Annotated in this window: 15 protein-coding genes; 5 read left to right on the forward strand and 10 right to left on the reverse strand. The window is 64.6% G+C overall.

The annotated features are described in order from the left end of the window. The first annotated feature begins 116 nt into the window (after positions 1-116). From mscL to EWM63_RS11720, 3 genes are all read left to right on the forward strand, one after another. On the forward strand, positions 117-542 hold the full coding sequence (gene mscL / locus EWM63_RS11710) for a large conductance mechanosensitive channel protein MscL (RefSeq protein WP_130186676.1): 426 nt from the start codon (positions 117-119) through the stop codon (positions 540-542). Positions 543-642: 100 nt separating this feature from the next. Continuing rightward, complete coding sequence (locus EWM63_RS11715; RefSeq protein ID WP_130186677.1) at positions 643-1,800, forward strand: S1C family serine protease; 1,158 nt, start codon at positions 643-645, stop codon at positions 1,798-1,800. A gap of 8 nt (positions 1,801-1,808) precedes the next feature. Further along, positions 1,809-2,504, forward strand: a complete 696-nt coding sequence (locus EWM63_RS11720) for a DUF2461 domain-containing protein (protein ID WP_130186678.1) — start codon at positions 1,809-1,811, stop codon at positions 2,502-2,504. Positions 2,505-2,646: 142 nt separating this feature from the next. Here the strand turns inward: EWM63_RS11720 and EWM63_RS11725 are convergent, their stop codons facing one another. Further along, on the reverse strand, positions 2,647-3,543 hold the full coding sequence (locus EWM63_RS11725; RefSeq protein ID WP_130186679.1) for a LysR family transcriptional regulator: 897 nt from the start codon (positions 3,541-3,543) through the stop codon (positions 2,647-2,649). Positions 3,544-3,630: 87 nt separating this feature from the next. On the opposite strand from EWM63_RS11725, the gene EWM63_RS11730 reads away from it, so the two are divergent. After that, positions 3,631-4,707, forward strand: coding sequence for a tartrate dehydrogenase (locus tag EWM63_RS11730; RefSeq protein ID WP_130186680.1), 1,077 nt, complete (start codon positions 3,631-3,633; stop codon positions 4,705-4,707). Between the two features lie 169 nt (positions 4,708-4,876). Further along, complete coding sequence (locus tag EWM63_RS11735) at positions 4,877-5,086, forward strand: hypothetical protein (RefSeq protein ID WP_307720852.1); 210 nt, start codon at positions 4,877-4,879, stop codon at positions 5,084-5,086. A 52-nt stretch (positions 5,087-5,138) separates the two neighbouring features. On the opposite strand, the gene EWM63_RS11740 is transcribed toward EWM63_RS11735, so the two are convergent. From EWM63_RS11740 to EWM63_RS11780, 9 genes are read right to left on the reverse strand one after another with little or no spacing between them, the layout of a single operon-like run. Then, positions 5,139-6,263, reverse strand: coding sequence for a LytR C-terminal domain-containing protein (locus EWM63_RS11740; RefSeq protein ID WP_165390805.1), 1,125 nt, complete (start codon positions 6,261-6,263; stop codon positions 5,139-5,141). 11 nt (positions 6,264-6,274) lie between these two features. Continuing rightward, entirely contained in the window at positions 6,275-7,219 is a 945-nt protein-coding gene (locus EWM63_RS11745) for a type II secretion system F family protein (protein WP_130186682.1), read from the reverse strand. Next, complete coding sequence (locus EWM63_RS11750; protein ID WP_130186683.1) at positions 7,216-8,190, reverse strand: type II secretion system F family protein; 975 nt, start codon at positions 8,188-8,190, stop codon at positions 7,216-7,218. Before EWM63_RS11750 ends, EWM63_RS11745 begins: the two co-directional genes overlap by 4 nt. A 9-nt stretch (positions 8,191-8,199) precedes the next feature. After that, complete coding sequence (locus EWM63_RS11755; RefSeq protein ID WP_130186684.1) at positions 8,200-9,546, reverse strand: TadA family conjugal transfer-associated ATPase; 1,347 nt, start codon at positions 9,544-9,546, stop codon at positions 8,200-8,202. Between the two features lie 11 nt (positions 9,547-9,557). Next, positions 9,558-10,739, reverse strand: coding sequence for a CpaE/TadZ family protein (locus EWM63_RS11760; protein WP_130186685.1), 1,182 nt, complete (start codon positions 10,737-10,739; stop codon positions 9,558-9,560). 4 nt (positions 10,740-10,743) lie between these two features. Next, positions 10,744-11,334, reverse strand: a complete 591-nt coding sequence (locus EWM63_RS11765; protein WP_130186686.1) for a TadE family protein — start codon at positions 11,332-11,334, stop codon at positions 10,744-10,746. Further along, entirely contained in the window at positions 11,303-11,785 is a 483-nt protein-coding gene (locus tag EWM63_RS11770) for a TadE/TadG family type IV pilus assembly protein (RefSeq protein WP_130186687.1), read from the reverse strand. The genes EWM63_RS11765 and EWM63_RS11770 overlap by 32 nt, the downstream gene beginning before the upstream one ends. Next, complete coding sequence (locus EWM63_RS11775) at positions 11,782-13,248, reverse strand: pilus assembly protein TadG-related protein (protein ID WP_130186688.1); 1,467 nt, start codon at positions 13,246-13,248, stop codon at positions 11,782-11,784. The genes EWM63_RS11770 and EWM63_RS11775 overlap by 4 nt, the downstream gene beginning before the upstream one ends. Further along, a complete protein-coding gene (locus tag EWM63_RS11780) occupies positions 13,245-13,520 on the reverse strand; it encodes a hypothetical protein (RefSeq protein ID WP_130186689.1) in 276 nt (91 codons plus the stop codon). The genes EWM63_RS11775 and EWM63_RS11780 overlap by 4 nt, the downstream gene beginning before the upstream one ends.

A 13,520-nucleotide genomic window follows, 5' to 3' on the forward strand; every position in this document is an offset into this window, starting at 1 on the left:
AGTAAAAATGGCTGCCATGTTGCGGCGCACCGTAAACACGGGTTCAGAAGGCTTGGGCTCGCTATTGAAAAAACAGTATGATCCACCGTTCTGACTACCACTACAGGAGGATTGCGATGGGGATAATGCAGGAGTTCAAGCAGTTTGCGATGCGGGGTAACGTCATCGATCTGGCTGTGGGCGTGATCATCGGCGCCGCCTTCAGCAAGATCGTCGATTCGCTGGTGCAGGACATCATCATGCCGCCGATCGGCAAGCTGCTGGGCGGGCTCGATTTCGCCAACTATTATTTCCCGCTCAATAACCAGGACCCGGCCCTGCCCCTGCTCGAGGCCAAGAAGCTGGGCGCGGTGCTCGCCTACGGGAACTTCCTCACCATCCTGTTAAACTTCGTCATCCTGGCGTTCGTGATCTTCCAGATGGTGCGGCTGGTACACAAGGCCCGCCAGCGGCTCGAAGAACCCAGCAAGCCGACCGAGCCGGCGCCACCGGCGGAAGATGTCCTGCTGCTGCGCGAAATCCGCGACGCCCTGAAAAAATAACCGAGCGGCGCAAGGAGGCTGCGCGGCAGAAGGAAGTTCGACCCAAACCTTGGTCCCTTCTGCCGCACGACCTCCCAGCCGCCATCTCTGTAGGAACGCCATGCAACGACTGTGGTTATTGTTTGCGCAAGCGGTGACCATCGTGCTGGCACTGTATTTCGTTTATTCCGCCGTGCAGCCAGACTGGCCGCGCGCGCGGTCCGGCACGGTGCAACAGCTCGGCACGCCAACGCAGCCGGCTTCGGCCATCGTGGCCGCGCCCGCGCCCACGCCGAATTCGTTCCGCACGGCCGCCGGCCGGGCCATGCCGGCCGTGGTCAACATCCTCACGTCGAAGGCGATGCCGGACAAGCACCCGTTGCTGCGCGATCCCTATTTCAAGCGCTTCTTCGGCGACCGCGACGGCGAAGAGGAAGAAGACGATTCAAACAGCCTGGGTTCCGGCGTGATCGTCAGCCCCGACGGCTACATCCTCACCAACTACCATGTGGTGGAAGCGGCGGACGAGATCGAGGCCGTGCTGGCCGATGGCCGCAAGGCTTCCGCCAAGCTCGTGGGAACGGACCCGGAAACCGACCTGGCCGTCATCAAGATCGAGCTGAAACAGCTGCCGGCGATCATGCTCGGCAATGTGGACAGCGCAAAGGTGGGCGACGTGGTGCTGGCGATCGGCAATCCGTTCGGCGTGGGCCAGACGGTCACGATGGGCATCATCTCCGCATTGGGCCGCAACAACCTGCACATCAACCATTTCGAGAACTTCATCCAGACGGATGCGGCGATCAACTTCGGCAACTCGGGCGGTGCGCTGATCGATACCAATGGCAACCTGCTCGGGATCAATTCGGCGATTTATTCGCAGACAGGCGGCTCGGTGGGCATCGGTTTCGCCATCCCCGTCAGCACCGCCAAGACGGTGATGGAGTCGATCATCAAGAGCGGCCATGTGGTGCGTGGCTGGATCGGCGTGGAATCGCAGGAGATCACGCCGGAGCTGGCGGAAAGCTTTGGCCTGCAGCGCGACACCGGCGCCATCATCGCCGGCGTGGTGCGCAACGGCCCTGCCGACAAGGCCGGCATGAAGCCGGGCGATATCCTGCTTTCCGTCGACGGCAAACCGGTGCGCGACACGAACGAGATGCTGAACCTGATCGCCCAGCTCGAGCCGGGCGGCAAAGCCACCATGCGCGTGCTGCGCAAGAACCGCGAAGCCGAACTGGCCATCACCGTGGGCAAGCGCCCAGTCCCTAAAAAGTAGAGCATCCAATGCATTTGCGTGACCTGAACGGCTACCTGCAAGAACTGGCCGAAAACAACAACCGCCCGTGGTTCGTGATGAACAAGCCGCGCTACGACATCCTGCGCGAGGAGTTTACGGAACTCGTGACGCAGGTGATCGCGGCAACGGGCAAGTTCGATCCCGAAGTGAAGTACTGCAATCCAAAGAAGGCGATCTTCCGCATCAACCGCGACGTGCGCTTCGCCCATGACAAGCGGCCGTACAAGGACAACTTCTCGGCCGCGCTCGCGCCCAGCGACCTGCGCCGGCCGAGCCAGTCCGGCGGCCCCACCTACTACTTCCAGCTGAACGGCCATGGCCAGGTGCAGTTTGGCGCCGGGGAATACATGCCGCCGCCGCACCGGCTGCGCGCGCTGCGCCGGCACATGGTGGAAGACCCGGTGGGCTTTCGCAAGGCGCTGAACAGCCGCGGCCTGAAGGCGACCTACGGCACCATCCAGAACGAAGGCAAGCTGCAGCGCCCGCCCAAGGGGTTCGACCCGGAGCACGAGCACATCGAATTCATCAAGCTGAAGAGCTTTTTCGTGTGGACCGACGTGGACCTGGACCTGAACGATCCGGATGCGCTGGTGCCGATGATTGCCGGCGGGTTCAAGGATGCGCTGCCGCTCGTGCAGTGGATGCGGGCGGCCAGGGTCGACGAGCAGGACGAAGCGGCCTGATCACGGCAACGGTGGCGCCCTTGCGCGCTCGCCCATGCGGAAACATTCCGGATAAACCGGTGTCTGTCACCGGTTTTGTGGGAATGTTTCAGGTTAAACGGTGCCTGTCACCGGTTTTGGCAGCGTTGTTGCCACGGGATTCCTACTGGCTGCGCAGCCATTCCTCGAGAAACTCGACGCAGACACGCACTCGCGCGGACGTCGACAGCCGCGATGGATAGATCGCCCACACATCTGCGGGCTGTTCGTAGGCCGGCAGGACGCGCACCAGTTCTCCTCGCCCGATCGCGGGCCCCACGTCCCAGATGGAGCGCAGGATGATGCCATGGCCATCGAGTGCCCAGCCGTGCACCACTTCACCGTTCGAGGCCGACAATGGCCCCCTCACCTTCACCGTTTCTTCGCCGTGCGGCCCTTGCAGCGTCCAGCGGCCAAAATCCTCGTTGCGTTCGCGGATCGCGATGCAGCGGTGGGCCACCAGGTCCGCCAGCGTGGCCGGCATGCCGTACCCGGCCAGATAGGTGGGTGCCGCGCACAGCACCCGCGCATTGCGTGCGATGCGGCGCGAGATCAGGTGCGGTTCGTGCGCCTGGCCGACACGGATATCGAGGTGAAAATCCTCGCCGATCAGGTCGACGGAACGGTCCAGTAATTCGAGCTGGATCTCCAGTGCCGGGTGGCGTTTCGCCAATGCCGACAGGGCTGGCGACACCCTGTTGCGACCGAAGCCGGAACTGGTGCAGATGCGCAGCAGGCCGGAAGGCGCCATCTTTTCCGTGGAAACCGCGTCGCCCATCTGTTCCACGTCTTCCAGGATGCGCAGTGCCCAGCCGTGCACCACCTGACCCTGCTCGGTCAGCGCCACGGTGCGGGTGGTGCGATGCAGCAGGCGCAGGCCAAATAAATCTTCCAGCACACCGATCCGCTTGCTGACCAGGGCGTTCGACACGCCAAGCGTGCGGGCGGTGGCGGCAAAACTCTTCAGCCGCGCAACGGTGCAGAACAACCGCAGGTCATCGAGTGCTGGCAGATTCTTCACGATTCGTGAACAGTTGGGTAACGGAAAGGCAGATTATATCCACCGCGTAAATTCGCTATGCTGGGGCCCTTCAACCAGGAGGATCACATGAAAACGCAACGCATCGCCGTGATTGCCGGCGACGGCATCGGCAAGGAAGTCATGCCGGAAGGCCTGCGCACGCTGCGCGCCGCGGCGCAACGCTTCGACCTGCCGCTGGAATTCACCACGTTCGAGTGGGCCAACTGCGACTATTACCGGCAGCACGGCAAGATGATGCCGGACGACTGGTTCGCGCAGCTGCGCGACTTCGACGCGATCTACTTCGGCGCCGTGGGGTGGCCCGACGCGGTGCCGGACCATGTATCGCTGTGGGGCTCGCTGATCCAGTTCCGCCGCCAGTTCGACCAGTACGTGAACCTGCGCCCGGTGCGGCTGATGCCGGGCGTGCCATGCCCGCTGGCCAACAAGCAGCCGGGCGACATCGATTTCTACGTGGTGCGCGAAAATACCGAGGGCGAGTACTCGTCCGTTGGCGGCCGGCTGTTCGAAGGCACCGAGCGCGAGACGGTATTGCAGGAATCGGTGTTCACCCGCAAGGGCGTGGACCGGATCTTGAAATACGCGTTCGAGCTGGCGCAGTCGCGCCCGAAAAAGCACCTGACGTCGGCCACGAAATCGAACGGCATCTCGATCAGCATGCCTTACTGGGACGAGCGCGTAAAAGCGATGGCGTCCGCCTATGCCGACGTGAAATGGGACCAGTACCACATCGACATCCTGTGCGCCCGCTTCGTGCTGAGCCCCGAGCGCTTCGACGTGGTGGTGGCCTCGAACCTGTTCGGCGACATCCTTTCCGACCTGGGCCCGGCGTGCACGGGCACGATCGGCATTGCGCCATCGGCCAACCTGAATCCGGAGCGTACGCTGCCCTCGCTGTTCGAACCCGTACACGGCTCGGCGCCGGACATCTACGGCCGCAACATCGCCAATCCGGTGGCGATGATCTGGAGCGGCGCGATGATGCTGGACTTCCTGGGCAACGGCGACGCCAGGTTCAAGGCCGCGCACGACGCCATCATGGCAGCCATTGAGCAGGTGCTGCGCGACGGACCACATACGCCGGACATGCGCGGGCAGGCATCCACCACGCAGATGGGCGAAGCCATCGCCGCCCTCCTCTGATTCCGGGCTCTGATTTTCGGCAGGACACGACCCGCCGGAAACGCAGTTCATGTCGTCAAAACGGCCGTCTGTCGCATCCGCGTGGTGGACGGACCGTGGGCTCCCTATAGTTCAATCACCGCAGCGCAAGACGACAACGCGCCACCGATTGAACAGCCCACAGGAGAGCATGATGAACATTACCAAACACATGGAATCGATCTTCCTCGCCACCCTCGTCATCGTCGGCGCGACGGGCATGGCCAGCGCCGCGGCTTCGCGGATCGGCCACGAAGCGCCGGAACCGAAGGTGTATGGCGTCGCGGTCGAGGGGGCGCCGATGGCGGTCGTGAAGGTGACCGCAAAACGCCTGAGCGCTGCTGAAAAAGCCGCACTGTAAGCGCGGCGAGGGCGTCTTCGACCGGCACTGGGCCGGTCACCCTACCTGCGCATCATGGAGCCTGCAGGGAAGCCTGTGCAGGCTTTCTTTCAACCGACGCCACGGCCGTGCGCTGATCCCACCCCAGCACAATGCGCAGGTCGGTACGCGCGGCAACCGGGGAGCCATCCGCCAGCATCGTCGGTGCCGGCAGGCCAAGCCGGTGGGCCAGTGCTCGCGCCACGACGCCCGCCTCGGCACTGCCCCGGTATTCGATGCGCGTTACCGGCACTGCAAAGGGCTTCTCGTTGGTCAGCCGCACCGATTGCCATTCCGGGCCCGCCAGCTGACGCTTCCACGCGGCCGCCAGGCCGCGCGTGCCGTTGCCGTTGCTGATCTCGAGCCGGACACCGCTGCCGGCGCCGCCGCTTTCGTTTCCAACCGTGGCGATCGGCCGGGCCGCCGGGCGCACCGCGGCCGCTTCGACCCTGTGCACCTCGATCACGGCACCCGCCTGGCGCAGTTCAGTGCGGGCGAGATCGCCAGGCCATGGACTTGGGCCGGAAGCGGTGGCAACCGTGACAGCCGTGGGCATCCCGGTAGCCGCGGCGGCCGGTGCCTGGACACCGGCCGCCGCATAGTCATGGCGGATGTCATGCGTTCGCAGCGTGCGCGCCTGTTTCATCATCTGCAGCGCGCGGTCCTTCTGGCCGAGCGCTTCGAGCACGGTGGCAAGGTGTTCCCAGGCAAGCGGCTGGAAGGGATCGAGCACACATGCCTTTTCCAGCATGACCAGCGCTTCGTCTCGCTCGCCGCGCAGGTACAGCGCATATCCCAGATTGCCGAGCACGAAAGCCTGCTCGGCCGGGGGTAACGCCGTGCCTTCGTCCACCAGTTTGCGCCACAGCGCGATCGCTGCGCTGTAATTGCCACGTTCGGCCTGCAGCACGGCCAGGCCGTTGCGCGTGTCGGCGTGGCGTGGGTCGAGCCGCAATGCCGCGTCCCAGGCACGCTGCGCGGCGGCGTACCGGCGCGCCATGTGCTCGGCGCGGCCAATGGCGTAGTAGCCATCCGCACCCACGGCCGGGATCGGAACCGTGTGCTGCGTTACGGCAGCCTGGCGGCCGCTGCAAGCCAGGAGCAGCGTGCCGGCGCATGCGACGGCGGCCAGCCGGCCGGTTCTATTGATGGTTTTCATATCGGCTCCGTTCATGACTGGCCGGACATCGCCGGCAGGACGACCCTGATCAGACGGATGGCCGCTGGTCCCACCAGTACCAACATCAAAGCAGGGAACATGCAGAAGATCAGCGGGAACAGCAGCTTCAACCCGATCTTGGCCGCGGCCTCCTCTGCCAGCAGCGAACGCTTGTGGCGCAGGTTATCCGAGTGCACGCGCAGCGAGTCGCCCATGCTGGTACCGAAACGCTCGGCCTGGATCAGCATGGCAACCAGGGTGTCGACGTCGTCCACGCCACTGCGCAGCGCGAAGTTGCGCAATGCCTTTTCCTTGGAAAAGCCGGCCCGCATTTCCATCAGCACGAGCTGCAGCTCCTGCGCCAGCACGATGCTCTTGACGTCGATCTCGGCCGCCACCTTCGTCAGCGCCCGCTCCATCGACAGGCCCGCCTCGACACACACGGTCATCAGGTCGAGTGCATCGGGGATGTTTTCAAAGATCTCGCGCTGCCGGGCGGCAGCGGTACGGGACAGCACGAAGTTCGGCAGGTAATAGCCGAGCGCCGCGCCGGAGAACAGCACCAGCATGAAGCCCTGGCGCAGCAGGCCGCCCGTGCTGCCGGCCAACAGCAGCGCCAGCAACGCGGGAAGGCCGAGCGACAGCACGGTCTTGGTCGCGAAATACAGCGTCGGCGCCTGGGAACTCCGCCAGCCCGCATTGATGAACTTCGTGCGCAGCGGCGAACGCTCCCAGCCATCTTCGGGCAGCGACAACCTCGTCAAGGGCTTGGCCACGCGCGCGACACGCTCGACCCATACGCCTTCGCTGGCCAGTGGCGTATCCTCGGGGGGACTGCGGAATGCATGCAGCCGCCTGCGCAGCGAAGCAGGCGCGAAGATCGCCATGCCCGCCAGCGCCACGCCGGCGACGACGACGAACACGATCAACAGGAATAACAGCTGGTGCCCGTTCATGCTCGAATCCTCACGATCTTGCGCATCCACAATGCGCCGAACACCATCGCGGCGCCGGCAAACCACATCATCCTGACGCCGGTCGGATCGGTCCACAGCAAGCTGATGTAGCCGTAATTCGTCATGCTCATGAAGGCCAGCATGACAAGCGGCAGCAGGCCAAGGATCCAGGCCGACATCCGCCCCTCGGCCGACAGCACCCGCACCTGGCCCTGCAGTTTCAGCCGGGCCCGCGTCAACCGGCTGATGTTGGCGAGCAGCTCGGCCAGGTTGCCGCCCGACTCGCGCTGGATCAATACGGCCAGCACGAAGTACCGCAGGTCGGTCAGCGGAATCCGTGAGGCCAGGTTGTGCAGTGCCTCGTTCATCGGCGCACCGTAGTTGATCTCCTCGTAAGTGGCCTTGAATTCGGTGCCGATGGGTTCGGGAATCTCGTCGCCCACCATCTTCAGCACGTTGGCGAACGAGTGGCCGGCGCGCAGCGCGCGCGCCAGGAAGTCGGCCGCTTCGGGCAGCTGGCTCTCGATTTTCTTGAGCCGCGCGGCGCGCCAGCGCAGCAGCAGGCCAAATGGGCCACCGATGGTGCCAGCCAGCATCAGGCATGCCGGCAACGGCGGCATTTCCAGGGCAGGCACCAGCAGCAGCGCCAGGCACAGCACGCCGGCCGACCTGGCCAGGAACTCTCCCACCTGGCAGCGCAGGCCGGCCTGCAACAGCAGGCGATCGAGCAGCGCCATTTGTGGAATGCCGTGCAGCCATTGGTCCAGCCCGGGCGATGCGACATAGCGGCGTTGCTTCAGGATGCTGATCCGTTCGCCCCCCTCGGCACGGCCAGACATCAGGTCGAGCCGGCGTGCGATGCGGCGCGCGCTGCGGCCGTGGCTGGTGCTCCACCACATCCACGCACCTTCCACCATGAAGATTACCGCGGCGAACACCAGTACCGCGAATGCAGTGAAGACCATGTCCATTGCCGTCTCCTATTCGAACACGCGGTCCGGATCGAATGCATTGTCGGGCACCGGCATGCCGAACATCGCCAGCCGCTCGGCAAAGCGCGGCCGCACGCCGGTGGCGAAGAAATGCCCTTTCACCTTGCCGTTCGTATCCACGCCGGTCTGCTCGAAGCGGAAGATTTCGTGCATGGCGATCACATCGCCTTCCATACCGGTGACTTCCTGCAGGCTGACCAGCTTGCGCGCGCCATCGGTCAGGCGCGATACCTGCAGCACCACGGTGATTGCCGACGCGATCTGCTGGCGCGTGGCGCGCGGCGTCAGGTTGACGCCGGACATGCCCACCATGTTTTCCAGCCGCGCAAGCGCGTCGCGCGGGGTATTCGAGTGGATTGTCGCCAGCGATCCTTCATGCCCCGTATTCATCGCCTGCAGCATGTCTATCGCCTCGGCGCCGCGCACCTCGCCCAGGATGATGCGGTCGGGCCGCATCCGCAGCGCGTTGCGCACCAGTGCCCGCTGGTTGACCTCGCCCTTGCCTTCGATATTCGGTGGCCGGGTTTCCAGGCGCACCACGTGTGGCTGGCGCATGGCCAGCTCGGCGGCATCCTCGATCGTCACGATCCGTTCCGCTGCGGGGATATAGCCGGACAGCACGTTCAGCAGCGTGGTCTTGCCGCTGCCGGTACCGCCCGAGATCAGGATGTTGACCTTGGCATGGCCCAGTGCCTGCAGCACCTGCATCATCGGTGGCGTCAGGCTCTTGTTCTCGATCAGGTTCTGCATCGACAGAGGATTGACGGAAAAACGCCGGATCGACAGGATCGGACCATCCACGGCCAGCGGCGGAATGATCGCGTTGACGCGCGAACCGTCCGGCAGCCGCGCATCGACCATCGGGCTCGATTCGTCGACCCGGCGGCCCACCCGGGACACGATCTTCTCGATGATCTTCATCAGGTGCGCATTGTCGTTGAAGGTCACGTCCGTCAGCTCGAGCCGGCCAGCGCGTTCCACATACACCTTTGCATGCGTATTGACGAGGATATCGGAGATGCTGTTATCGGACAGCAGGCGTTCCAGCGGGCCAAAGCCCAGCATTTCATGCTGGATGTCGAGCACCAGGTGATGGCGCTCGGTCTGGTTCAGCACGATCCGCTCATCTTCGATGATGCGCTGGACCAGCAGCGCCAGCTCGTGCTTGAACTGCTCGGACGTCAGTCGTTTCAGGCGCTCCAGGTCGATGCGGTCCAGGATCAGCTGGTGCATCATGGCCTTCAGCTCGCGGTAGGCGGCCAGCGACTGGGCAGGCAGCGCGGCGACGTTCTGGCGGGTTTCCTCGGTCACTGCAAGGCGTTCTCGCAAACTCATGGCGGTCTCCGTTATGGACAGATTTCAACTTCGCTGCGGCCGAACAAGCGGTCGAACAGGCCTTTCGATTCGGGCACCCGGCGTTCCGTCACCACTTCGACCAGGTCGGCCAGGCTGCGCGCGACCAGGCTCCCGCGCGACAGCTGCAGCACGGGAATTCCCTGGTTGACCGAGTCGGTCGCCGACAGGTAATCGTTCGGCACGGTATGCATCACGTCCGCGCCCAGCGCATGCTCCAGGTCCGCCAGCCGCAGCTTGCCGCCCTTCTCGTAGCGGTTGACGATCAGCCGCGTGCGCTCCGCCGGATAGCCCAGCGAGCGGAAGATGTCGAGCAGGCGGCGCCCGTCGCGAATATCGGGCAGCGCCAGTTGCAGTACCGGGTAGATCGCATCGGCACCATCGAGCGCGCGCAGCGACAATGCGTCGATCTGGCGGCCCACGTCCAGCACGATGAAGTCGTAATGCTGGCGTGCCACGCGCAGGATCGTGTCCATGTGTTCAGGCTTCATGTCGGCCGCCTTGGCCGGATCGTCGGCGCCGGCCAGCACACCGAAGTTCGGTGTCACGTGGACCAGGCACGACTCGAGGAATGCGCCATCCATCCGGTTGATCTGCGCGCAGACGTCGGCCAGCGTCATCGCCGGCTTCTGGTCCGATACATACAGCGTGGCGTCGCCGAACTGGCCATGCATGTCGATGACCAGCGCCTTCTTGTCGGCCAGCGCCCCCAGCGCATAGGCGAAATTCGTGGCCAGGAACGTGGCGCCGCTGCCGCCCTTGCAGGCGATGAAGGCGAGCACCTTGCCGTCCCGCATGCGCGTGACGCCGGTTTCGATCTCCACCCGATCCATCGCCTCGTGGAAGGCGCGGTGCACCAGTGGCAGTTGCAGCACCTCGCGCATGCCGGCACGCATCGCGCGGATCAGCAAGTCCTGGTGTGCCTCGCGTGCCAGCAGCATGAAGCGCGCATTCGGGTATTGGCGCACGAGCCTTTCGACGATCTCCCACTCGCCCGGCTCGACATCGCCGGCGTCGAAGATCACCATGTCGGGCGGATCGGCCAGCGGCCGTTCGGCAGCGTCGCGCACGCCCTGGCGCGAAGCTACCAGCTGCAGTGCCGGCATCCGCGCCGACCCCTGGGCGGCGATCTCCGCATGCAGCAGGCTATCCTTGCTGATCATCAGAGCTTTCATGTTTTCATCCTCCATTAATGCAATGTTGCGATGCGGGTACGAAGCCGAGCGACTCGGCCTTGACGACGGTGGCCGAGGGCGGCACCGGCAGAGTGTTCAAACCAGGCACCATGCCGGTCAGCGAGCGATAGGCCAGCGGGGTGCATGCGCCGTTTGCGTCGGGCTCGGCACAGATACTGACGCGGACGAGACGAATGCACGAGCCGCCATGGGGATCGCGATTGCAGTTCACGACGTTCTGCGCCGGGCACTGCGGCCTGGCGATGGAGCGGATCGCGCCATCCGCATCCTGGCCCAGGTATTCGATGTTGATCTGCCCGGGCCCGAGCTCGGGCAGCAGGGGCAATGGGCCATCGTCGGCGCGCAGCAGGGCATGCCGGCGCAGAGCCGCCATGCCCTCGATACTGGTGTAGTCCGTCACCGCGGCGGCACGGGCCGCAACGCGCGTCACATCCTGCACCGCGTTGAGCATGTACATGACACGCGCGACTTCGAGCGTGCCGATCACCAGCAGCAGGAAGATGAACATCACGAGCGCCAGCTCGATGATGACCACGCCGCGCTCAGTTCGCTGGTGGTGCGGGAGGGCGCGCATAGGTTTGCCTGTAGATAAAAGCCATGTTGTACTCCGGCTGGATGTTGTAATTCACACGGACGTCGAACAGGTTGGTGCCAAAGATCGTGTCGTAGAAGCGGATCGATGCGTTGACCGTGACGAATGTGAAAGCGAAATCAGTGCAGGAAGTGCCACCGCACCTGGCATCGATGCCATCCCCTGGCTGCAGGTCGAGGCCGGCGGATTCGGTAACGACACGCACATGCCGCTCGGTCAAAGCCTTCATGTGGGTGGTCCCACCGACCAGGGTCGTCCGTGGCAGCGTGGCAACGATGCGCGTGGTATCGGCCACGCTTTTCACGAGCGAGGTGGCGTGCCAGGTCAGGCGCCCGACCAGCACGATGATTCCCAGCAGGAGAATGCTGGTGAGGAGCACGAACACCATTTCGATGGCGGCCGTGCCGCGTTCGCGACAAGGGCGGCGGTTCATGGGAACAGCTCCACGGGGCCGGCCAGCGAGCCCTCTTCGGCAAGCGTGACGGCGCCGCCGAATTCGGCCGGGATTTCAGTATCGGTCGCGGGCGCGGACAGGTAGAACCTGCCATAGGCCAGCACGGTTGCCTGGTTGCCACTTACTGGACAGCGCAGCAGCGGAACATGCATCAGGCGGCGGCCTCGCTGCGACGGTCCGGCATCCGGCCTGATGTAATACGGCATGGATGGGGTCGTGGAGTGATAGGGCCCGCTCGCCACCCAGCCGGTGCCAAAGGTCGTGGACGGTCCAGTCACAGTGGGCGTCGACGGATACAGCAAGCTCCACGATGACTGGAACTTGATATTGTCCACAGTGCGCGGACTATGGAAAGCCCAGCGGGTACCATATTGCGCCGCCGTGGGCTTGAATGCTCCGTTGAGCTCGGCATACGGCCGGTCGGCGACCGTGGCAAGCCCACCGTCGACGATGGCCGGCTGGGCACTGACTTGCGTCGTCGCCGCCTGCCACGTGACGCTCCTGAAGCTCTTGATATTCTGGTCGGGCGGTGCGCCAAAGCGCGTGCAGGCCGGGGCGGCTCCCGCCGTGTCGTACTCGTTGAAACGGGAATTGAGCTGCCGCCACAAGCCGAATGGCCCTGTCACCGCGGGTTCCTGCTTGCGCACGTTGAGGGAACGGTTGCCGATCCGGGAATAGGCCACGGTGCCCGAGCACATGAATGGTGCCAGGACCTCGTTTCTCATGGTGAGTTCCGTGCCAGGCGTGTCGGCCGGCGTGAGCGGATCGACGTGGAAATACACGGGCTGGTTCCCGTTGGGGTTCAGGTTGAGCAGGTTGTACGTGATACCCATGCGAAAGCCATAGGCCACCTGCTCTGTCAGCGCGGTGGGGCCGACACCGTTGATACGGATCGTCATCGGGTCGGTCTTGCGTGCGCAGATGGCCAGCGGCATCACGTTCAAGGAACCGCGGCCGGCAACGGCCACCGGCCGCACGTCGAACGACACCATCTTCCCCAGCACCCCCATCAGCAGGGGCTGGACTTGCCGCATGGCGTCGGGCAGTGCGCCCATGTCGGCGCGGACATATAACAGCTCGGCAGGAGCCGCCTTCGCAGCCGCCGCGTCCAACCAGGCACTGGCGTCGGCATGGGGATCATTGCTGAAGCGCAGGGCTGCGGCCACCCCGGCGTCGCTGGTGGCAGCAACAACGGGCAGCGTTTTGGCAATACCCGCCGCTTCCGCGACAGCCGCGTTCACGCCGGCGATCGTGCCGTTCAACTTGTGTGCCGCGCCGATGGCGATATTGTCGGCGGCTGCCTGCAACTGGGCGCGACGCAGGTACACCAGCCCGAGGTCGACCACCAGGCCGCTGAAGCCCAGGATGACCGTGACCATCAACGCATACATGATCATGACCACGCCGTGCTGGCGGCGCGCGATCGCAGGCAGCTGTTTCATTTGGAACCGATCCCGATGGTGAACACGGGCGGCGCCGGCGGCTCGGCGAACGAGTTCTGGTAGCGTTTCTGGGCCGCGGCTGCGGCCTGGCCGTCCAGGCCGTTCACCGGTCGGGCGTCCCGGCCGGCATCGGGGTGGATCACTTGCCGGGCGAACGCGGCGCGCGTCGCATCGCCGAAACGGGCATCCCATTGCGGCGTCGTGCGTAAAATGGCTTCGCCGCAGCCGGCAAGCGCGCAGCAGATCACTGCCAGGGTCAGGCTGGTTTTCAT

The sequence above is a fragment of the Pseudoduganella lutea genome (assembly GCF_004209755.1).
Taxonomy (GTDB): Bacteria; Pseudomonadota; Gammaproteobacteria; order Burkholderiales; family Burkholderiaceae_D; genus Rugamonas; species Rugamonas lutea.

Coding starts and splice junctions, on each gene's coding strand:
- EWM63_RS11760 (WP_130186685.1), bottom strand. CDS start 10,739: ATGAAAGCTCTGATGATCAGCAAGGATAGCCTGCTGCATGCGGAGATC.
- EWM63_RS11740 (WP_165390805.1), bottom strand. CDS start 6,263: ATGAAAACCATCAATAGAACCGGCCGGCTGGCCGCCGTCGCATGCGCC.
- EWM63_RS11715 (WP_130186677.1), top strand. CDS start 643: ATGCAACGACTGTGGTTATTGTTTGCGCAAGCGGTGACCATCGTGCTG.
- EWM63_RS11765 (WP_130186686.1), bottom strand. CDS start 11,334: ATGCGCGCCCTCCCGCACCACCAGCGAACTGAGCGCGGCGTGGTCATC.
- EWM63_RS11745 (WP_130186682.1), bottom strand. CDS start 7,219: ATGAACGGGCACCAGCTGTTATTCCTGTTGATCGTGTTCGTCGTCGTC.
- EWM63_RS11755 (WP_130186684.1), bottom strand. CDS start 9,546: ATGAGTTTGCGAGAACGCCTTGCAGTGACCGAGGAAACCCGCCAGAAC.
- EWM63_RS11770 (WP_130186687.1), bottom strand. CDS start 11,785: ATGAACCGCCGCCCTTGTCGCGAACGCGGCACGGCCGCCATCGAAATG.
- EWM63_RS11730 (WP_130186680.1), top strand. CDS start 3,631: ATGAAAACGCAACGCATCGCCGTGATTGCCGGCGACGGCATCGGCAAG.
- EWM63_RS11775 (WP_130186688.1), bottom strand. CDS start 13,248: ATGAAACAGCTGCCTGCGATCGCGCGCCGCCAGCACGGCGTGGTCATG.
- EWM63_RS11720 (WP_130186678.1), top strand. CDS start 1,809: ATGCATTTGCGTGACCTGAACGGCTACCTGCAAGAACTGGCCGAAAAC.
- EWM63_RS11735 (WP_307720852.1), top strand. CDS start 4,877: ATGATGAACATTACCAAACACATGGAATCGATCTTCCTCGCCACCCTC.
- EWM63_RS11750 (WP_130186683.1), bottom strand. CDS start 8,190: ATGGACATGGTCTTCACTGCATTCGCGGTACTGGTGTTCGCCGCGGTA.
- EWM63_RS11780 (WP_130186689.1), bottom strand. CDS start 13,520: ATGAAAACCAGCCTGACCCTGGCAGTGATCTGCTGCGCGCTTGCCGGC.
- mscL (WP_130186676.1), top strand. CDS start 117: ATGGGGATAATGCAGGAGTTCAAGCAGTTTGCGATGCGGGGTAACGTC.